This window comes from Paenibacillus lignilyticus, assembly GCF_017942085.1.
Classification (GTDB): Bacteria; Bacillota; Bacilli; order Paenibacillales; family Paenibacillaceae; genus Paenibacillus_Z; species Paenibacillus_Z lignilyticus.
Window position 1 is genome coordinate 367,153 of sequence record NZ_JAGKSP010000001.1, and the last position, 20,808, is coordinate 387,960.

A 20,808-nucleotide genomic window follows, 5' to 3' on the forward strand; every position below is an offset into this window, starting at 1 on the left:
GTTCTGCGCGGTATTTGACTGCAGATCATATATCCTCTGCAGACACCATAACATAATAGCACATTCAAACGCCCAATGGCAATTCCTTTTTATAAAATCATTCACATGTACGAATGATGGCTGCCGGGAATCGGAAGATTCGTTGATCTAAATGACGGGTGAAGTTGTCTGCTCCCGAACTTTCTTGCGGGTAATTTCGAGCAAACCAAGCCTTGTCCAGCCGACTACCTGGCATTTGGTTCGATCAGCGCGAACGAGCCGCTCAAGCAGCTGCATCACTTCGTCCCGATGTTCTTCTTTCTCCATGTCGATAAAATCCACGATAATGATGCCGCCGACATCTCGAATCCGCAGCAGCCGGGCGATCTGCTCCGCCGCTTCCAGATTCGTGCGAAATACCGTATCTTCTAAATTGCTCGTTCCGACGAATTTACCGGTGTTAACGTCGATTACCGTTAGAGCTTCCGTCTGATCCCAAACCAAATCACCGCCGCAGCCTAAGCGAACACGCCGCTCAAACGCTTCATGCAGCTGCTCATTGATGCGATAATGCTGAAACAGTCCCGCTTGCCCCTGTTTCTCGAACAGCCGCAGCCTTGGCAGCATCGCCGGTGCCATTTGCTTCATAAGCGCCTCCGTTTGGAGATAGGCCGTTCGATCATCGATCCATAGCTCGTCCATCTCCACTGTCAGCAAATCCCGCACCAAACGGTGAACGAGATCGGCTTCGCGATGGAGCAGTGCCGGCGCGGAAGCGGACTTCCCTCGCGCCTCGATACCTTGCCACAGTTCCCGCAAGAACTGCACATCATGCTGGAGCGAATCACTGCTCTCGCCGATTGCCGCGGTGCGCATAATGACGCCTTCTCCGGGAAATCGAATCTGTTCGCCAATGCCTCGCATTCGGAGGCGCTCCGCTTCTCCGATCACCTTCTTAGAGACGCCTATGTAATCGGCAGCTGGCATATAAACGAGAAATCTGCCGGGCAGCGAATAATGCGTCGTAACGCGGGCTCCTTTGCCGCCGAGCGGCTCCTTCATTACTTGGACAATCAGCTCTTGTCCGGCAGTAAGCAATTGATTAATTTGCGGTTTTTCCTTACTCTGCCGCTCTAGGTGAGGATGCAGCACATCGTCGATATATAGAAAAGCATTCTTCGTCAGCCCAATATCAACGAAAGCGGCCTGCATCCCCGGAAGCACGTTAATGACCTTGCCTTTGTAGACACTGCCCACTAGTTGACCGGCATCTTCGTTCTTTTCCATATAAAATTCGTGTAGTCGGTTATTGTCCACAACGGCAATTTGCAGCCAGTCCTTCTGCTTGTGTACCAGCATTCTTCTCATCTTTCGACCTCCCGTCCAGTCGGTCTTTACTGATACTTATATTACATGAAAAGCTCCAAGACTGCACGGTCAGCCTTCCCATCTTCAAGAAATCCGTTTACGAGTCGCTGCTCCGGCACGACACCGAGAATATCCCCTTTATCTTCCATAATGACGATTAAGTGATAGCTGTCCCGCTTAAACAGCTGTAATGTGCTTTGAACCGTATATCCCCTCGGAATAATGATGGGCATCGCCCATACCCCTCTCGCAACGATTCGCGATGATGCCATTGCCCTTGTCGTTAAAAACCGCAGAAACAAATAGGGGATATTCCGATAGGCTGTCCAATTTGTGAGCAGCAAAAACAACCCGACCGCGAACAAATTCATGTGAATATGGACGGCGTTTCTCTCCACCAAAGCGGGGACAAAGGCATAAAGAAGCATCATGCAGCTAAAGAGCAAGCTGACGCGCCCGCCCCAGATAAGCGTCCCATAGAAAGTAAGCGCGCGGCTAAGTGCCGCTTGCATCAGCTTCCCGCCATCCAGCGGCAGGATCGGCAGCAAATTAAACAGGCCAATCATGACGTTAGCTTGCCATACATAGTCCGCCCATTCATGACTCCATATCCCAAGCTGGCCTAAGAGCCAGGCAACGGCGGCCATCCATACATTCTGGAGCGGCCCTGCAATGGCGACGATGGCTTCTTCTTTAGCCGGCACGCCGCTGCCCTCTTCGACCTCCGCTACGCCGCCAAACGGCAGCAGCTTGACTTCTCGAATTCTCCAGCCGAAACCTTTTGCCATCATAACGTGGCCAAGCTCGTGAACCAGCACGATCGCAAATAAGGTCAGCAGCTCAACAAAATACCCGGTCACTACGGAGGCGAGCATGACCAGCACGAAGAGCGGATGAACGGACCAGCGGATGCCGCCAAGTTTAATCAATCGGGACGACGTCCGCTGGATCGACGTACTGGCCTTTTTCCTTCACAGCGAAATACAACAGGCTTTGCTGGCCTTCCTCCGCTACCGGCAGCTTACCTATCGTTTTTCCCGCTTCGATCCAATCATTCACGGCTACACGGACCAAGCCCAGATGTCCGTAGACCGATACTCGATCATTGGCATGCTGCACAACTACCGTTTCGCCCATTTCATCATCTTTGGATACGACAAGCACCCGGCCTGTCTCTACGGCAAGGACCTCTTGGCCCGGCTCACCGGCCAGTTCGATCCCGCTTAGCGTTTCCGCAAACGTTCTGACCACGGTACCGGAATGGAGCGGAGACACGATGGGTAGATCGACAGCGCCTTCGGCCAATTCGGACTCCTCGCCGCTGTGGTCGCCGAACAATGGGATGAAGGACGGCGCACCCGCAAACCAATCCTTGTACAATGCGGCAGCAGCATCGAAATTCATTTCCTCCGTCAGCGCAGACGTAACCACTTGCTGTCCTTGCTTGGCAGCAGGTACATCCAGCTTGAAAAGTGCAAACACGATAATGAATATAGCCCCTGCAATAGCCGTTTGGATGAACAGCCCTCGGACGATGAACCGAAAATCTCGAGGAGGCGGCGCTTGCGGCCCCCCTTGCTTACTCGCTTTCACATCTTTGCTTGGCAATGGCGCAATCCGCCAACCCGCGCTTTCCCACGGATTCGGGTTCGCTTTCCACAAACGCTCCGGATCATCTTCCGGATCTCGCTGTGCAGATGGGGAAATGGACGCCGTCTTCGTTGGGGAAATGGCTTGAAGTTCGGCAGGGCTGTGCAACGGTGCCAGATGTGCTTGAGCTTGGGACTGCTGCATAGCCTGTTTTAGCGGAAGCGTGCTGTTGTTATGTTCCATGATCCGGCGGATACGCTCTTGTCTGCGTTCGCGGATACTTTTTTTCGTATCCATACTAATCCCTCCATCTCTAATCGCTAATATATATGAGCATGTGGGACTAGTTATGTTGTGACACGTCCGTAAACAGCAAAAAGCCGCCAAGCTGGTTGCTTGAGCGGCTAAGTGGCCATTTCGTATTTCTCTTGATGCGCCTTCACGCTGAATACAAGACCGATACAAAGCATATTGAGCAGCAATGAAGTACCGCCATAGCTGATGAATGGCAGCGTAATGCCTGTTATCGGCATAAGCCCGATCATCATGCCAATGTTCTGGAAGACTTGAAAGACGTACATCGAGACGATCCCGATTACGATGAAAGAGCCCTTCAAGTCATAACACTGGAATGCAATGATAATCATGCGGTAAATCAGTAAGAAGTAGAGCATGAGCACGACGGCGGCTCCTTGAAACCCGAATTCCTCACCGATAACGACAAAGATCGCATCTGAATACGGATAAGGAATAAACTTTCGGTTCTTCGACTCGCCTTTCATATAACCATCGCCCGTTAATCCTCCGGAACCGATCGCAATCTTCGCCTTCTGGGCTTGATAGACTTCTTTCTCGGAGGCTGTTTCGGGATTGATGAATCCGTTTATACGCTCGTACCAGTGGGTCTTCTGGTGATCTTGCAAATAGTCGTGGATTTGCTTGTTATACGCATTGAACAGAAACATGAATAGGATTAGCGAGCCTACCGTTATCCCCAAACCAAGCAAAACATGCGTATATTTGACATTCCCGATCCATAGCATGCCAAGGACGATAACCAGATAGATGATGGCATTACCCAGATCCGGTTGAATCATGACCAGAGCGAAGGGGATAAAAGAGAAGAACGCGATGACCAGCAAATCCTGACGGACCCGCAGTGCATCTCCATTCCTTCTGCCCATGAGGTAAGCGACCGTGATGATCAGAATGATCTTCACCATCTCGGCAGGCTGGAACTGGAGCCCGCCGGGCAGCTCGAACCAGCTCTTGGCACCGTTAATCTCAACGGCCGTGAAGTAAACGACAACCAGCAATACAATCCCCAGGCCGTAAAGAAACATCCATGCTTTCAGAAACACCCGGTAATCGAACAAGGTGGCTACTAACGCTACGAAAAATCCCAATCCGTAAAATATGACCGTTTTCACGTCGTAATTGGCGTAATCGGGATTCCCGTAAGTTGCGCTGTGTACCAGCATCGTACTGACTACCATGAGTGCCAGCAGAATGATCAGCATGCCAAGGTCAACCTTTTTCAGTTTGTTTAGCACCTAGCAATCATCCTATTCCAAGAAACTTGCGGAACCGCTTAATGACGCCTGATTTCTCCTCGAGCGGCATCAGCGGCACCATATCGCCTAGCATGCGGCGCGAAATATTCCGGTAAGCAATCGCAGCGCGCGAGGAAGGATCCATCACCGTTGGTTCGCCTGCATTCGCCGAACGAATCACCTTCTCGTCATCCGGTACGATCCCCAGCAAATCAATAGCCAGCACTTGGCAGATTTCATCGATATCGAGCATCTCGCCGCTGCGTACCATATTGGCGCGAATGCGATTGATGACTAGTCTTGCAGGCACATGAATCTGCTCCAGCAAGCCAATAACACGGTCCGCATCGCGGACAGCCGCGTTCTCCGGAGTTGTCACAACGATAGCACGGTCAGCACCTGCCACTGCATTACGGAAGCCTTGCTCGATCCCCGCAGGGCAATCGATAATGACATAGTCGAAGTCTTTCTTCAGCTCCAGGATCATATCCCGAACTTGTTCCGGTGTCACGTCTGATTTATCTTTCGTCTGGGCAGCCGGGAGCATATAGAGCTCCTCGAACCGTTTATCTTTCACAAGCGCTTGATTCAGACGGCAGCGTCCTTCCGCTACATCGATCAAGTCATAAATAATCCGGTTCTCCAGCCCCATGACGACATCTAAATTGCGCAGGCCGATGTCGGTGTCGACCATGCAAACTTTTTTCCCCAATAACGCAAGCGCCGTTCCAATATTCGCTGAGGTCGTCGTCTTGCCAACGCCGCCTTTACCCGATGTGATTACGATCGCTTCTCCCATGACTCAACTCTCCCCGCTCCAGCCATTGGTACTGCTGCTATACAGACCTGCTGCAAAAATGATTTCCCGCTATTGCTGCGCTAGCTAGGCTCGAAACACGACCGGCAGCTTTCGCAGCCGCTGCAGCTGTGTCATTTTGTCGATTTTCATGACGCCTTCGCTTAAATACGCAAACTCCATCGTGGCATCACCGGTCATCCACTCATCCGGCGGTCGACTGATGACTTCGCTGATACGAAGCTGTGTCGGCCGAAGCAGCGATGCCGCGATAATCGAATCTTCTTTCCCTTTGTAGCCGGCATGCGCCAAGCCCCGAAGAGCGCCGAGCACATAAATATCGCCTGTGCAAAGCAGCGAGCCGCCCGGGTTCAAATCCCCCATAAGCAGCAAGTTGCCGTCATGCTCAAGTGTCTGGCCGGAACGGATAATCCCCGTCAATACCTTTAAATTGTTTCCGTCTTCCACCTTCGGCTCAGGGCGGGCTTCGCTTTCAATCGACTGCACAAGCAAATTGCCCTGATTCCGAATGGCCGTTCGAATTCGTTCCCTGTCTTCCTCATTCACTTGCCGGGTGCCGAGCTTCACTTGGACGTGAACAATGGGACCTGTCAGCAGCTGTTGGTGCGACTTTTCCAATTTGAATTGCAGCTCATCCAGCAATGCGGAAAAATCACATGTGTCGTCAAGAAGGAATATCAAACCGTCTTTGACGCCTTTGATCGTAATATGCTGCTTCTCGGCCACGCTCGTCTTCACCCCTTCTCTATACGATTCTTTCACGGATGCGTATTTTCCTGCCTGGCATTCGCTATTCTTCTTCCTCTTCCGACTTGGCATTGCTGCCCGTTCGTTCAAACCATCGCCTTGCTGGGACATAAATCACTAATGCAAACAGAATTTGCAGAAAAACGCTCGGAATGATGTGATGAGATACAGCCCATTCAAACGTCTGATCGGTCAACCGGAACACGCGGTAGATGAAATATACAATGGTATCGTAGGCAAGAGTGGACATGCAGATCATGAGCAGCGCCATCAGCAAGGTGCTTCTTTTGCGCTCCAGAAGAAAACCGGTCATATAACCGACCAGTCCCATAGAGAATGAGTGAACCCCGAGAATCCGGCCATAAAAGGCCAAATCCTGCAGAAGTCCAAACGCCAATCCAAGGATAAGCGCCGTATGCCTGCCACGATATAATCCGGCAAAGAGTACAAACGCTAATGTGAAATGAGGAATGATCCGTCCTACCATACTATCAGGCAGCAGCCAGTAGAACCATGTACCTTCGACAAGGAAGAACAGCAGAATGACGGCAACGATACGCTGCATGCTCATTCTGCGTTCTCTCCAGTCTCGGGCAATTGTACGACAAACACTTCCGTTAAATGGTCAAAATCCGCAGCCGGCGTAATCGTTGCCGTGTACGTTAAACCGAAGTCTCCGACCTGGCTGGAATCGACCGTGCCGATAACCATCCCCCGCGGGAATACATTGCCCTGTCCCGAAGTAATGATGGTATCGCCTTTAGTGAGCGGATCATGCTCGGAAATTTTGGACATGGACAGCTTGCCTGTATCGGAATGATAGTTATCCACGATCCCGAAGGAATCTTTCTCTTTGCCAAGCACGGTTGCGGCGATCGCCTTCGTATCCGGTGAAGTTTCACTTAGCTTCGTAATCGGCATCACCGATGAGAAGAAAGGATCTACACGATTGACAAGGCCGACAAGGCCTTTGTCTGTAACAACAACCATGTTTATCTTGATGCCGTCCTTGGAGCCCAAATTAATGCGGATCGTTTCCGAGTAGGGATCGTTGCCAACGGCAACAACCTGCGCGATCAAATACTTATAGTTATACAGCTGCTTCTGGCGTTCCGTAAAGTTCAGCATTTCCTGCAGCTCTTTGTTCTTGGCTTCGACAAAATTATACTTAATGCTGTCTCTTGCATAAGCAGCGGCCGCAATGCGCAGCTCCTCGTTCTCCTTGTAGATGGCGTGCAGGTTGGATAAATCCTTGAACAGTTCGGCCACATAGCCGGCTGGACGATACATCCACTCCTGCAAGAATGCCGTGGAATCGAGCGAGAAGTTTTCCGGCCATGTCAGCTTCTTCCGGTCACCGATGGAGAAGCCCATGACAGCCACGAATAGGATAAACACGATCATCAATACAAACATCCGCTTATTACGCATCCAATTAAACAACTTCTCTTCACCCGCCCATTCCACGCTCAATGCTCAACGACCCTGCGGTTCCTACAAACCAAACAGCGTCGCTCATCCGTTTCCCCTTGGAAAGCTATCCGGATATTATCGCTTCGAACGAGAAACCGGGCCTCCACGTGTCTTGAACAGTTCAATATTGTCCAGTGCGCGGCCGGTACCGATCGCAACACAGTCCAGCGGATTCTCAGCCACAATAACAGGCATGCCCGTTTCGCGGGAAAGCAGCTTGTCCAAGTTCTTCAGCAGCGCGCCGCCGCCTGTTAGGACAATACCGCGGTCCATAATATCCGCGGACAATTCCGGCGGACATTTCTCAAGCGTAATCTTAACTGCATCTACGATTGCATTAACCGTATCGGACAGCGCTTCGCAAATTTCCTCCGAAGAGATTGGCAATGTTTTCGGTAGTCCGGACACGAGGTCACGGCCGCGAATTTCGATCGTTTCCTGGCGGTCCAGGGACAGTGCGGAGCCGATCTCCATCTTCAGCTGCTCAGCTGTACGCTCACCGATCATAAGGTTGTACATCCGTTTGATGTACTGCATAATCGCCTCGTCCATCTCGTCACCTGCGATACGGATCGAACGGCTCGTTACGATACCGCCAAGCGAAATAACGGCTACTTCCGTCGTACCGCCGCCGATATCGACAACCATGCTGCCGGTCGGCTCCCATACCGGAAGATCAGCGCCGATCGCTGCCGCAAACGGCTCTTCAATGGTGAACGCTTCCCGCGCACCTGCTTGGACAGTCGCATCTTTAACCGCGCGCTGTTCTACCGCTGTAATACCGGACGGCACGCATACCATTACGTTCGGATGGCGAGGAAACAGAGAACGCTGCTTCTGTGCTTGACGGATAAAATATTTAATCATCGTTGACGTTGTTTCGAAGTCTGCAATAACGCCGTCCTTCATCGGACGAATCGCGCGAATGTTGCCGGGTGTACGGCCAATCATCTTCTTGGCATGCTCACCTACAGCCTCAATTGTTTTCGAATCTGTACGTATCGCGACTACGGAAGGCTCTCTTACCACAATGCCTTTGCCTTTCACATATACCAGCGTATTCGCTGTACCAAGGTCAATACCTAAATCTTTTGTGAATCCACCAAACATGTTTAATCTTCCTTTCTTCCTTAAGACAATACTTCTTATTATATTACATATGGCCTTGCTCCTTCAAACTTATAAAGCGATTGTCACCTATTACCAAATGATCGAGTACATCAATTCCGACAAGCTCTCCGGCTTCTATGAGACGCTGTGTCAGCGCTATGTCTTCCGAGCTCGGCGTGGGATCGCCGCTTGGATGGTTATGTACGCAAATGAGAGAGGCACTGCTGCATTTAATCGCGGCCCGAAATACTTCCCGCGGATGCACCAGTGTCGCATTCAGTGTTCCGATCGACAACGTTTCTTTTAAAATAACCTGATTCTTCGTATTTAAAAACAAACAGATGAAATGTTCCTGTTTCAAATAGCGAAGCTCCTCCATTAGGAGGTTCGCCGCATCTGCGGGCTTTCGAATTGTCGGCAGCTCTCCCTGCTGGCTTCTGGCAATGCGGCGGCCAAGCTCGATGCCGGCTCGCAGCTGAACGGCTTTCGCCGGACCGATGCCGCGAATCTTGGTCATCTCGGCCACGCTCATATCGACAAGTCCGTGCAGGCTGCCGCATTGACCGAGTATACGGGATGCGAGCAGCAGTGCGGATTCCCGCTTGGTGCCGGTACGAATTAAGATCGCGAGCAGCTCGGCATGGCTTAATGCTTCCGCCCCAACGGCCATCATCCGCTCTCTTGGCCTCTCGGTGCTCGGAATATCCTTCAGTACGTAGGGTTCTCGTTGCGATTCCATCTCTGTCCCCTGCCTTCCCGCGAACTGATCGGTCAAATAACCTCGATATGAAATTCAGCCAGCATGTCCGACAGCAAAGATAGAGAAAGTCCTACCACGTTAAAATAGCAGCCATCGATGCGGTCAACAAGTGTTGCGCCCAGTCCCTGTATGCCATAACTGCCGGCCTTGTCCATTGGCTCGCCGGAAGCGACATAACGTTTGATTTGATCATTATGCATAGATTTCATCATTACCCGCGTCATGCGATGATGAACCAGCTCTCTTCCTGAAGACGTATCAACCAGAGCAATTCCTGTATATACTTCATGCTCCCGGCCCTGCAGCTCGGTCAGCATACGGATCGCATCCTGCTCGTCCGCCGGTTTGCCCAGCACTTGTCCATCGAGAACGACGATTGTATCCGCACCGATTACAAGCGAATGGGAAGCATCGTCATCTTGCAGCATCTCCGCAGATGCTCGTGCTTTACGCAGGCCAAGCTGCTCGACGATTTGAGCCGGCAGCCAATCTGTTGGGGTACTTTCATCGGTATCGCTTGACAAAATGAGAACCGGCAAGGAAAGGTCAAGAGCTGCGACCAATTCCCGCCGGCGAGGAGATGATGAAGCCAGCACAAGCCGGCGAACGTTCGATGAACTTGTAGGGGGTACAATCATGGATGCAGCGCTCCTTAACGCGTTGTGTCGGTTCCCTATAGCTTGCGGTAGATCCATATTGCTGCGATCAGTCCGATAATGCTTAAGAGACTAATCTCAATCCGCAGCGTAAACGAGTAGCTCAGAACGAGTAAATCCGCGGCCGGTGACCATACGACAGGTGACGTTTTGGTTAGGAAAGCCAGTCCCGGCACCTGAGACAACCAGCGGGATACAAGTGCGCCCGTGAGCAGCCCGATCAGTATGAAAAGCAGCAAAACCCAGAAGTTTTTCTTCATCTTCCAACGTCCCTCGCCATATTTTGACACGTATACTTTATTATACGCGCCACGGGAACGCTTTACAATGCATCCATCGATTCAAACCAGGCTTTCTCCGCGAATACGGCTTTCATCAGAGAAGCCTGCATCGACCATAGGTAAGCGTCGGATGGTTTCTTCGTATATTCCTCAGCAGCCACAGCCGCCGTGTTAATCAATTGGGTTAATTTCTGCAGCGACGACTTGTTCACTTTATCGGTTAAACCCGCTGCAAGCGCATTAGCCGAAGTAATCCACTGCCGGTGCAGCTCTTTCCAGTCTCCCGCATCGTTCGTCGTGCCGCTCAGCCGCTCTACCGTGAGGCGATCCAAACTTGCGATCAGTCCGTTCGTTTGCTCGAAGAAATCCTCCACCGCAGCAGCGTCACCCTTGAAAGCGATGCTGGTCACCGCGGGAAGATCGATTTGCTTGACATATACCTCCATGTTCGTCAGCAAATGTCCAAGCATCTGCGCTTCATCACGATCCGACGACATTCCTACATAGACCCGATAATCCTCTTGTGTTGTAAGCGGCGCAGCTGCCAGCCCTTTGGCGGCAAGCTCGTCGACCGCGGCATTCAAACCTTCTTGATTGCTGAATACGCCGTACTGAAGCATATAGTAGGAGCTCTCCGGAATGTTTACTTTAATCATCGATTGAGCTGCCGAAGAACCGCTTCCGCTTCCGTTATCGACCGCACCGTTGCTGTTAGTTGCTCCTGCAGACGATGGTTCGTTGACCTTATCGTTAGCAGCGGCGCTTCCGCTTGGACCGCCAGTTGATTCTGCCCCGTCTGTAATCGACCCGCTAACGGAAGCCCCCGGCTGATTCACGGAGCTATCCGATCCAAACGAGCCGTTCCCCGTGAACAACGCCAGCACAAAATATCCGAATAACGCACCCGTCGCAATCGCTCCGGTTACCGAAGCAAACACCTTAAACCATGAAGGGCCCTTGGATGGCCGTTGATTCGATCCGCCCATATAGGAGCCGAACGAGGTGCGGGCTTGCATTTGCAGCTCACTCCGTCTTCGTTCGCGCTCTTCCATTTCCTCATCGAGAATCGGATACATATCAATCACATTGGGATTCGCTTGGATCCGTTTGCGCGGCTCCTCATATTCATCGCCCAGCAGAATCGTTTCCGCCTGTTCCATATGCGGTGGCAGCTGCTCTTGCACTGCATCGTATAATGGATTGTCATGCTTCATCGTCCGTGCCGACTCGTTCGAGCTCGGTTTGCGCGTTTTCGGAACGTCTGCTTTCTGTCCGTCTGCTTCACGGATGAGCTGCTCCAAGGCATGGGCATCATTTTGAAATGGGCTGTTCCATGATCCTATTTCGGACGTGAATTTCATTTCCTCTTGAAAGAAAGGGATGACATTCGCGGAATTCCTCTGTTCTTGCTTCTGTTCCGGTTTCTGCTCTACCCGGGCACCGCTCTGCCGATCGAAACGGTACGTAATGCGTCCTTTAGCACTCATCGCATTCTCTCCTTGTCCACATACTCTAGTAACAGTCTATGAAAAAGTTAAGAGGAATATGACCCCCTCTCTCCGCGCTGCGATGTCGGACCGTCTGCATTCCTTGACCGGTATATTCCTTCTAAGGTATATTCAGTTTATGAATGCCACAATGAGCGCTCTTGCCGAGCCTAATCGGTTACGTATCGTCGAGCTCTTGCGGGACGGCCCGCTTACGGTTGGTGAAATCGCCGAACGGCTTAGCCTTCATCAGCCGCAAGTGTCTAAACATTTGCGCGTCCTTCTGGATGCCGGTCTCGTCGAGGTTCACCCCGTCGCCAACAAGCGTATCTATAAGCTCGGGACGCAACCTCTCCGGGAGCTCGACGATTGGTTAAGCTCCTTCCGCCGGACATGGGAAGAGAGATTCGATCAATTAGACGATTATTTAAAGAAACTGCAAGCGAAAGATGAGAATGCTGAAGAGTAGGAGGGGCGGGTCGTCGATTAACCATAGATAGGATATCTGCAGAGGCTGTCTCTAAAGTGCACTTATGGCTTTTGGGGCGGCTTTATTTTGTTCCTTACGAATCATCTCACGGCAGTAACCCTCTTTCACTTGTATTATTTTCTCTCTAAAAACCAAAGAGAACCCCCGCTCTCAAATAGGGAGTGGGGGTTCTACAATACTGGCATTCACGCCGATACTTACATCATGCTACTACGCTCTTGCCCGCAGCGTCTTCGCAAGCGAATCCGCTACCTTCCAAATATCGCCCGCCCCCATCGTAATTACGAGATCGCCCGGCTGCACTTGATCGGTCAGAACGGCTAGCACCTCATCCTTCGTAGGATAGTAGGTTGTGTTGGCATTACTGTTCTTAATGATAAGCTCTACGAGTTTCTTCGAGTTTACCCCTTCAATCTGCTGCTCGCCTGCCGGAGAATAAATATCCGTGATGAGCACTTCATCCGCTTCCGTGAAAGCGCGGCTGAACTGATCAAGCAGGAAGAAGGTTCTGGTGTAACGCTGCGGTTGAAAAACCGCGATAATCCGTTTGCCCGTTGACTTGGCTGCACTGATGGTAGCCTCGATCTCCGTCGGATGATGCGCGTAGTCGTCAATGACCAGAATATCATTAACTTCTCCGAGCACCTGGAATCTGCGTTTGGCACCGCGGAAATCAACGATCGCTGCCGCGATTGCCTCGAACGAAACGCCCGCTTCCAGACATGTAATAACGGTGGCCATCGCATTGTACACGTTATGACGCCCCGGAACAGACAGCTCGATTCGACCGAGCAGCTGCCCATGGCGCGTCATATCGAAGGAGGCCTTGCGATCACCGAGCGAGATGTTCTGGGCACGGTAGATGGCCTCTTGGTCGATACCGTACGTCAGTACGCCTTCAGTCCCGAGCGGGCCTGCAATCAGCTCAGGGAGCATCGCCTGCATGTTCGTGTCGTCCGAGCACACAATCGCGCTGCCGCCATCCTTCACCTGGCTTAGAAACTGCACGTAAGCCGCTTTCAATTTATTGAAATCACCGTCATAGTTTTCGAGATGATCCGGTTCAATGTTCGTTACGATTGCGATTGTGGGATGGTACTGCAAGAATGACCCGTCGCTCTCATCTGCTTCCGCCACGACATATTCGCCTTTGCCTGCCTTTGCATTCGTGCCGACATTGACGATTTCGCCGCCGATGATATACGTGGGGTCGAGTTTGCAGTTTTCCATGACCAGCGCGATCATAGAGGAAGTCGTCGTTTTACCGTGTGCTCCCGCAACTGCGACGCCTTTGCCGTTATTCATCAATCTTGCAAGCATTTGAGCGCGGTGCAAAATAGGAATATTCAGCTCTTCTGCCGCTCTTCGTTCTACATTGTCCCGAGACAGCGCCGTCGAATAAACGACCAGATCCGCTCCTTTGACATGCTCCGGCTCATGACCGATGTAAATGCGGGCGCCTTTAGCCGCAAGCTTCTCCGTAAGTTCTTGCCGAGCAACATCAGAGCCGGTCACTTTATAGCCCATCTCCAGCATAACGCGCGCGATTGCGCTCATGCCGTAACCGCCAATTCCGATGAAATGTACGTGTTCTGCCGTATTCAAAGACGGTTCACCAACCTTTTTCAGAATCCTTATTATAGAGCAATTGGGAGCGGACATCGGCAATCAAATAGAGCGTACCGGTTACGACTGCCAAATCATCCGCATTCGAGAGCGACTGCAGCCGCTCCAGTGCAAGCTTCCAATTCGGTTCGATGATGAGCTCGAAGGAACGGCCGATTGTCTCCTCCCGAATTTCCTGAACAAGCGCTGCCAGCTCTTGCGCCGGCAATGCTTTGCGAAAATCCGGCTCGGTCACGACAAGCGTATCCACTAGAGGTAGTATATGCCGCAATGTGTCACGATGATTCTTGTTCGCGAGCATCCCCATCATGAGATGAAGTTTGTCGTACTTGTACGTGCTTTTGAGCGACGCCGCCAGCATTTGCGCGCCTTCCGGATTATGCGCGCCGTCGATTAGAAGACGCGGCGAGGTAGCGATCATTTCAAGACGTCCGGGCCAGGCTGCAGCGCGAAGCCCTTCTCTTAAATCCTCATCTTCGAGAATAAGCGCATAGTATTGTCTCATAACTTCAAGCGTCATGACCGCAACAGCGGCATTCGACTGCTGATGTACACCGTTAAGGGTAATCGCGAGCGGCTCAATCGAACGGAACAGGCCTTCGAAACGGAAGGTTTGTTCATTCTCCTCCACATGCAGCGGCTGAATATGGAAATTCCCTCCGAGCATATAAAGCGAGCTATTCTTTGCTTGTGCCGTCTCTGTAATGATCGCGGCCGCTTCCGGCTGACTGACGGCACTGACGACCGGAACACCGGCTTTAATAATGCCGGCTTTCTCTCTTGTCACCGCCTCGATCGTATCGCCGAGAATATCCATATGGTCATGACCGACATTCGTAATGACCGAAACGAGCGGAGTCACGATGTTCGTCACGTCCAAACGGCCGCCAAGTCCGGTCTCCCACACGACAAAGTCCGGGTAAGCTACCGTGCCGTAATACAAAATGGCAAGCGCAGTAGATACCTCGAACATCGAAGGGGAACCGAGCTCCGTTGCCGCGATCTCTTCCACCAATGGTTTCAACCTGTTGGCGAGCAGCAGCAGCGTTTCTTCCGGAATATCCGCTCCGTTGTATTGGAAGCGGTTTGTGAATTTCGTGATATAAGGGGACGTAAACGTCCCCACATCATACCCGCAGCGAAGCAGGACACTTGTTAGATAGGCACATACTGACCCTTTGCCGTTCGTACCGGCGACATGTATAAATTTAAGCCGGCGCTCCGGATGACCCGTAAGCTCCATCAGCTTCTCAATTCGTTCCATGCCCGGACGGATGCCGAAGGCTACGAGTCCTTCGATCCAATCTCTTGCTTCTTCATAACTGGTAAGCGACGCCGACGCATCCGGCTCCGTAGTTAGCTGTTGTTCTGTCATGATTCTCTTCCTTCTTCCCGCGGTCAGGATTAACCTCTTAGCTCGGCAATCCGCGCTTTCACCATATCACGTTTTTCCGCATAATCAGCCATCTTGGCGCGCTCTTCCTCAATTACCTTAGCAGGAGCTTTCGCAACGAAGCCTTCATTGCCAAGCTTCTTCTCCACCCGCTCCACTTCGCTCGTCAGGTGAGCAATTTCTTTCTCGAGACGAGCAATCTCTTGCTCGATATCAATCAAGCCTGCCAGCGGCAAATACATTTGGGCTCCGGTTACGATCGCCGTCATCGCTTTGTCCGGCGCAGCCAGATCCAAGCTGATGGTAAGCTTCGACGTACCGCAGAAACGGATAATGAACTCTTCGTTGCGGGCCAGAATGGCAGCTTCGCTCTCGCTGGACGGTTTGATTTGAAGCTCGACCTTCTTGCTCATAGGGACATTAACCTCGGCACGGATATTCCGAACCGCGCGAATCATATCCATTAGCAGCTCCATCTCGGCAACTGCCTCAGGTGCTTCTAGCGCTTTGTCATAGACCGGCCACTCGGCGAGCGTAATGGTCTCGCCTTCATGCGGCAAGTGTTGCCATATTTCTTCGCTGATAAACGGCATGAACGGGTGGATCAGGCGCTGCGTGCGATCAAGCACGTAGGCAAGCACCGATTGCGTCGCGCGTTTGGCATGCGCATCTTGACCATTGAGGTTCAGCTTCGCGAACTCGATGTACCAGTCGCATAGATCATCCCAAATGAAGTTGTACAGTACGCGGCCGGTTTCGCCGAAATCATAGCTGTCAATCAGACGCGTAACGTCAGCAACTGCAGCATTCAAACGGTGCAGAATCCAGCGGTCGGCCGTGCCGAGCTTCACGTTAATATCGATATCCGCAGCGGTTACGCCTTCTAGGTTCATCAGCGCAAAACGGGATGCATTCCAGATCTTGTTCGCGAAGTTGCGCGCTTGCTCCACACGTTCCCAGCGGAAACGCAAATCCTGTCCAGGCGTGCTGCTGGTCGAAATCATATAACGCATCGCATCCGCACCGTATTTCTCAATCACGTCAAGCGGATCAACGCCATTGCCGAGCGACTTCGACATCTTCTTGCCGTTCTCATCGCGAACGAGACCGTGCATCAATACGTCTTTGAACGGAATTTCGTCCGTAAATTCAAGCGCGGTGAAGATCATGCGAGCAACCCAGAAATAGATAATGTCATAGCCGGTTACAAGCACGTCGGTCGGGTAGAACCGTTTCAGATCATTTGTTTGCTCCGGCCAGCCCAACGTTGAGAACGGCCATAGCGCCGAGCTGAACCACGTATCGAGCACGTCTTCATCTTGGCGAAGCGATTCGTTTCCGCAAGCGGAGCATGCGCTTTGATCTTCACGGGCAACATGCATAGCGCCGCAAGAATCGCAGTACCAAGCCGGGATGCGGTGTCCCCACCACAGCTGACGGGAAATACACCAGTCGCGTACGTTCTCGATCCATTGCAGGTAAATTTTCTCAAAGCGATCCGGAACGAAGTTTATGCCTTTACCGGACTGCTGTGCGTTAATGGCAGCTTCCGCGAGCGGCTTCATATCAACGAACCATTGTGTCGACAAGTACGGCTCAACTACGGCGCCGCTGCGCTCGCTGTGGCCGACTTGATGAACGTGATCTTCGATTTTGATGCAAACGCCGCTCTCTTGCATATCAGCTACGATTTTCTTGCGGCAATCCGCTCGATCCATGCCATTGTAAGGACCTGCTTCGGCATTCATCGTACCGCTCTCATCCATCACAACGATTTGCGGCAGGTCGTGACGCAGACCTACTTCAAAGTCATTCGGGTCGTGAGCCGGCGTAATCTTAACCGCGCCGGAACCGAACTCTTTCTCTACATACTCATCAGCGATGATCGGAATTTCTCTGCCGATAAACGGCAATACAATCATTTCGCCGATTAGGTGCTTGTAGCGCTCATCTTCCGGATGTACCGCAACCGCCGTATCGCCAAGCATCGTTTCAGGACGCGTTGTAGCAACCGTAATGAAGCCGGAACCGTTCTTCAGCGGGTATTGCAGGTGGTACAGGTGACCGTTAACCTCTTTATGTTCAACCTCGATATCCGATAACGCCGTGCGGGCGGCCGGATCCCAGTTAATGATTTTCTTGCCGCGGTAAATAAGGCCCTTCTCATAGAGGCGAACGAACACTTCACGCACCGCCTGCGACAAGCCTTCGTCCAGCGTGAAACGCTCGCGCGAATAATCGAGGGAGAAGCCCATTTTGGCCCATTGCTCGCGAATGGTTTCGTTGTACAGCGCCTTCCAATCCCATACCTTCTCCAGAAACTTCTCGCGGCCAAGGTCGTAACGGGACTGACCTTCCTCGCGCAGCTTCTGTTCTACTTTTGTTTGTGTAGCAATACCTGCATGGTCGCTGCCCGGCAGCCACAGTGCATCATAGCCCTGCATCCGCTTCGTACGAATCAGAATATCCTGCAGCGTAAAATCGAGCGCATGCCCGATATGCAGCATGCCGGTTACGTTTGGGGGCGGAATCACGATTGTATACGGCTCTGCCGAAGGGCGTTTGCCCGCTTCAAAAAACTTGCCTTCCATCCAATATGGATACCATTTCGCTTCTGCCGTCTTCGGATCGTACGTTGTCGGCATTTCAGTCGTTGCTTGTTTTTGTGTCATCTGCTTATCCTACCTCCACTGTATTTCTAAACCATTTAAGATTTCGAATACGCATAATTAACGAAAAAAAATAAACCTCTCGCCCTTAATTCAAAGGACGAAAGGTTTAGCTTCCGCGGTACCACCTTTGTTCCGAACCATGCGTGACGCAATTGGCTCGACAACTTTAAACAGATAACGGCTGCAGCCGGCCGGTACTTACGAAGAAAGACGCTTCGTTCATCCAGCAACTCCGGGGCGACAAATCGCAGTTCATATCCTACAGAACCTCTCAGCGCAGCGGTTCTGCTCTCTGAAGGCATTCCTGCCAATCTTCCCCATCAACGTTCATTATAATAAAGTATTACCCTATTTTTTCTATCATACACGTTATTATTTGCATACGTCAATCCCAGCAGGATAGCGGCCTAATTCAAGCTTTCCACAACTGGCAAAAAGCCCCTTCGGGGACCGGTTGAGGTCATTCCCAAAAGGGCTGGCAATTAAGTATAGCGAGTCATCGCAATTATGCCGGACTATGGAATATAAAGCACCTGTCCCTCACTGACGCTTTGATCCGAGAGTCGGTTGTATAGCGCGATCTCGCGGGCCTGCAGCTGGTAGCGCCCGGCTATGACGTCAAGCGTCTCTTCGCGCTGCACAATGCAAATGCGCAGCTTCCGGAACGATTGTTCGTCGCCTGCTCTGCCGTAGAACAAGTTCTTCCACTCAATTTCGTCGCCGCTCGATTTGCGGGCTTCCGCGGCCTTCGCTTCCGCGACCTGCTCGGCGGCGGCTCTGGCTTCCTGCTCCCTGCGGCTCGATTGCAGCAGCGCTCTGAACCCGACGCCGCCGGCAGATTGCTGATCGGCTTCATCCTCGGCTTGCTTGCTCGCGAGCGCGACGCGCATCTGCTTGCGGGCGGCTTCTGCCTCCGAAGCGGAAACATCGCCGTACTGCGGCACTTCCGCAGGCACCGCGGCGGCCTGTGCTTGAGGGCGAACCTGCGGTTGTTCCCGCTCAGCAGCAGCCGGAACGATGACCGCCTCCTCCTGTTCAGATGCACTCGCATTGACCGCGATCTGGCTCGGTTCATAAACAGTTGGCTCTGCGATTGGAACTTGAAACAAGGCAGCCTGCGATTCACGATTCAGTGCTTCCTGTCTCTCCTGCTCCCTCGCCCAAGCCGACGCTCGTGCCGCGATCGCCTCATTCTCGGCTGCCTCGCGCAAAGCGGCTTCTTCTACCGCTTGCCGTTCATATTCCGCCGCTAACCGCCGCTGCTCGTAATCATATTGAGTGAGTTGCGGCGCTTCCTCGGCTTCCCTGGAATGAACGACCGTTATGGGTTCTTCACGCTGCCAAGATTCTGCGGGCTCTGATTGTTCGATCTCGATACCTAATAAGGATAGAACCCCCGTAATGTTGAGCGTTCGGGTGGATAGCAAATCCACGTCAAAGTTATCGATCTCGACGGAAATGTCATCCAATCGATGAATACGATTCAAAGGCAGCGTAATTTCGACAGGAATCCAATGCTCCAGAGATTGTTCGGCTAAAGGCTCATCCTGTGCGCGATAAACGCCTGTAAGGAGCAAATGGCCTTTTAACAAAACCTGCTCGTCTTGCTGAACAATCCCGATTCGCGGCACTAGCTCGATCTCATCGAGCTCGTCGATCGCCGCTACCTCTTCGGGTAAATGTACACGTTCATAGATGTCAAATCGCAAACCACTAGACGGACTGGGCACGCTTGTCGTCCTCCTTTCCCCTTGTCAAGAAGCTTGGTTACAGCTTTCTTCCCTATTTATCTATATGGCAAGGGGTGGGTAGGCATGACTACGATTTTCACAGAGAAGCGTACCGTTCGCGGACCTCCGTAAACCAATCCGGCTCGAATGCGGACAATATCGTCTCCTCATTCGTCCAAGGGTGTCGAAATGTCAGCTGCTCGCCTCGGAGAGCCTGATGGCGAAGCTTGCTGTCTGAGCCGCCATAGAGGGTATCCCCGACAAGCGGATGACCCAGATGGCTCATATGTACGCGAATTTGATGCGTTCGCCCGGTCTCGAGCCAGACTCGGACAAGGGATGCGCGTTTGTAGACCGCAATCGTTTCATAATGCGTAATCGCGTGATCGCCTTGCGGCGAAACTCTTCGACGTCCATTAGAGTGACGGTCTTTGCCAATCGGCTCGTTTATCGTGCCTCGGCTCCGTTTCAATGTCCCTTGCACCAGTGCAACATACTGCCTGCCGATGGCTTTCTCTCGCATCGCCTCGTCCAGCCGCAGCTGCGCCAGTTCATTTCGCGCGTAAAGAACCGGTCCGGCCGTATCGTCGTCAAGCCGGTGTATATGCTTGGCAGGCAAACCATCCCCGCGAAGCAGCCCTGCACGCGCCGCTTCCTCGTCAAGAGTTCCTCGCTGACCGGGAGCAGAAGGATGTACCGGCATGCCAGCAGGTTTGTCCATCACAAGGCACCAATCATCGTAATAAAGAAGGCCGGCTTTCAGCGACGCACCAGCAACGGCATCTCCTTGCGAGAGCGTACGAAAGATAGCATCACTGCTTGCATCCGCAGCAATAAAGGTGCGCAGCAGAATGCTGCTCCCTTCCATCCGAATGCCGCCTACCGAGAACAGCCGGTTCAGCCATTTCTCAGGAAATAAACCAAGGGCCAGCAGCCACTGCCGCACATGATGCGGATGGCTGCCGGCCTCTATTACTCGAACGGCGGAACCGGCGAAGCTGGCCAGCGTTTCCGCCGACAGCTTCAGCCACTCTCCGCTGCGTTCATAGTTCATCGAATATCCCATTAGGGTTCAG

At 52.2% G+C, this 20,808-nt stretch carries 19 protein-coding genes; 1 reads left to right on the forward strand and 18 read right to left on the reverse strand.

What is annotated here, in order from left to right; all coding sequences use genetic code 11:
* Positions 1 to 147: 147 nt before the first annotated feature.
* The 13 genes from I8J30_RS01650 to I8J30_RS01710 form a co-directional block, all read right to left on the reverse strand.
* Positions 148 to 1,347: an Rne/Rng family ribonuclease gene (locus tag I8J30_RS01650; protein ID WP_210654810.1), complete on the reverse strand. Its 1,200-nt coding sequence runs from the start codon at positions 1,345 to 1,347 to the stop codon at positions 148 to 150.
* A gap of 41 nt (positions 1,348 to 1,388) precedes the next feature.
* A complete protein-coding gene (locus I8J30_RS01655; RefSeq protein ID WP_210654811.1) occupies positions 1,389 to 2,276 on the reverse strand; it encodes a M50 family metallopeptidase in 888 nt (295 codons plus the stop codon).
* Positions 2,269 to 3,234 (reverse strand): M23 family metallopeptidase, encoded by a 966-nt coding sequence (locus tag I8J30_RS01660; protein ID WP_210654813.1) that lies wholly within the window; start codon positions 3,232 to 3,234, stop codon positions 2,269 to 2,271. The genes I8J30_RS01655 and I8J30_RS01660 overlap by 8 nt, the downstream gene beginning before the upstream one ends.
* A gap of 107 nt (positions 3,235 to 3,341) precedes the next feature.
* Complete coding sequence (locus I8J30_RS01665; RefSeq protein WP_210654815.1) at positions 3,342 to 4,490, reverse strand: FtsW/RodA/SpoVE family cell cycle protein; 1,149 nt, start codon at positions 4,488 to 4,490, stop codon at positions 3,342 to 3,344.
* Between the two features lie 7 nt (positions 4,491 to 4,497).
* Positions 4,498 to 5,289 carry a septum site-determining protein MinD gene (gene minD, locus I8J30_RS01670; protein WP_091214800.1) on the reverse strand — a complete coding sequence of 264 codons (792 nt, stop codon included), beginning with the start codon at positions 5,287 to 5,289 and terminating at the stop codon, positions 4,498 to 4,500.
* Positions 5,290 to 5,373: 84 nt separating this feature from the next.
* A complete protein-coding gene (locus tag I8J30_RS01675) occupies positions 5,374 to 6,033 on the reverse strand; it encodes a septum site-determining protein MinC (protein ID WP_338044807.1) in 660 nt (219 codons plus the stop codon).
* A gap of 64 nt (positions 6,034 to 6,097) precedes the next feature.
* Positions 6,098 to 6,625, reverse strand: a complete 528-nt coding sequence (gene mreD / locus I8J30_RS01680) for a rod shape-determining protein MreD (RefSeq protein ID WP_091214795.1) — start codon at positions 6,623 to 6,625, stop codon at positions 6,098 to 6,100.
* Positions 6,622 to 7,521, reverse strand: a complete 900-nt coding sequence (gene mreC, locus I8J30_RS01685) for a rod shape-determining protein MreC (protein WP_338044808.1) — start codon at positions 7,519 to 7,521, stop codon at positions 6,622 to 6,624. Before mreC ends, mreD begins: the two co-directional genes overlap by 4 nt.
* Positions 7,522 to 7,602: 81 nt before the next feature.
* Complete coding sequence (locus I8J30_RS01690) at positions 7,603 to 8,637, reverse strand: rod shape-determining protein (RefSeq protein ID WP_210654819.1); 1,035 nt, start codon at positions 8,635 to 8,637, stop codon at positions 7,603 to 7,605.
* A 43-nt stretch (positions 8,638 to 8,680) separates the two neighbouring features.
* Positions 8,681 to 9,376, reverse strand: coding sequence for a RadC family protein (gene radC, locus I8J30_RS01695; protein WP_210654820.1), 696 nt, complete (start codon positions 9,374 to 9,376; stop codon positions 8,681 to 8,683).
* Between the two features lie 32 nt (positions 9,377 to 9,408).
* Positions 9,409 to 10,035, reverse strand: coding sequence for a Maf family protein (locus I8J30_RS01700; RefSeq protein ID WP_210654822.1), 627 nt, complete (start codon positions 10,033 to 10,035; stop codon positions 9,409 to 9,411).
* Between the two features lie 35 nt (positions 10,036 to 10,070).
* Complete coding sequence (locus I8J30_RS01705; RefSeq protein WP_090983051.1) at positions 10,071 to 10,313, reverse strand: DUF4321 domain-containing protein; 243 nt, start codon at positions 10,311 to 10,313, stop codon at positions 10,071 to 10,073.
* A gap of 62 nt (positions 10,314 to 10,375) precedes the next feature.
* Positions 10,376 to 11,821: an SPOR domain-containing protein gene (locus I8J30_RS01710; RefSeq protein ID WP_210654824.1), complete on the reverse strand. Its 1,446-nt coding sequence runs from the start codon at positions 11,819 to 11,821 to the stop codon at positions 10,376 to 10,378.
* Between the two features lie 139 nt (positions 11,822 to 11,960).
* Between I8J30_RS01710 and I8J30_RS01715 the strand changes: the two genes are divergently transcribed.
* Positions 11,961 to 12,290, forward strand: a complete 330-nt coding sequence (locus I8J30_RS01715) for an ArsR/SmtB family transcription factor (protein WP_210654826.1) — start codon at positions 11,961 to 11,963, stop codon at positions 12,288 to 12,290.
* 231 nt (positions 12,291 to 12,521) lie between these two features.
* On the opposite strand, the gene murC is transcribed toward I8J30_RS01715, so the two are convergent.
* The 5 genes from murC to I8J30_RS01740 all read right to left on the reverse strand — a co-directional run bounded on the left by murC (position 12,522) and on the right by I8J30_RS01740 (position 20,798).
* Positions 12,522 to 13,916, reverse strand: coding sequence for a UDP-N-acetylmuramate--L-alanine ligase (murC, locus tag I8J30_RS01720; RefSeq protein WP_210654828.1), 1,395 nt, complete (start codon positions 13,914 to 13,916; stop codon positions 12,522 to 12,524).
* A 7-nt stretch (positions 13,917 to 13,923) separates the two neighbouring features.
* Positions 13,924 to 15,312: a bifunctional folylpolyglutamate synthase/dihydrofolate synthase gene (locus I8J30_RS01725; RefSeq protein WP_210654830.1), complete on the reverse strand. Its 1,389-nt coding sequence runs from the start codon at positions 15,310 to 15,312 to the stop codon at positions 13,924 to 13,926.
* A gap of 29 nt (positions 15,313 to 15,341) precedes the next feature.
* A complete protein-coding gene (locus tag I8J30_RS01730) occupies positions 15,342 to 18,002 on the reverse strand; it encodes a valine--tRNA ligase (protein ID WP_210654832.1) in 2,661 nt (886 codons plus the stop codon).
* Positions 18,003 to 18,517: 515 nt separating this feature from the next.
* On the reverse strand, positions 18,518 to 19,732 hold the full coding sequence (locus I8J30_RS33860; protein ID WP_210654834.1) for a LysM peptidoglycan-binding domain-containing protein: 1,215 nt from the start codon (positions 19,730 to 19,732) through the stop codon (positions 18,518 to 18,520).
* 97 nt (positions 19,733 to 19,829) lie between these two features.
* Positions 19,830 to 20,798: an RluA family pseudouridine synthase gene (locus I8J30_RS01740; RefSeq protein WP_240547735.1), complete on the reverse strand. Its 969-nt coding sequence runs from the start codon at positions 20,796 to 20,798 to the stop codon at positions 19,830 to 19,832.
* Between the last annotated feature and the right edge of the window lie 10 nt (positions 20,799 to 20,808).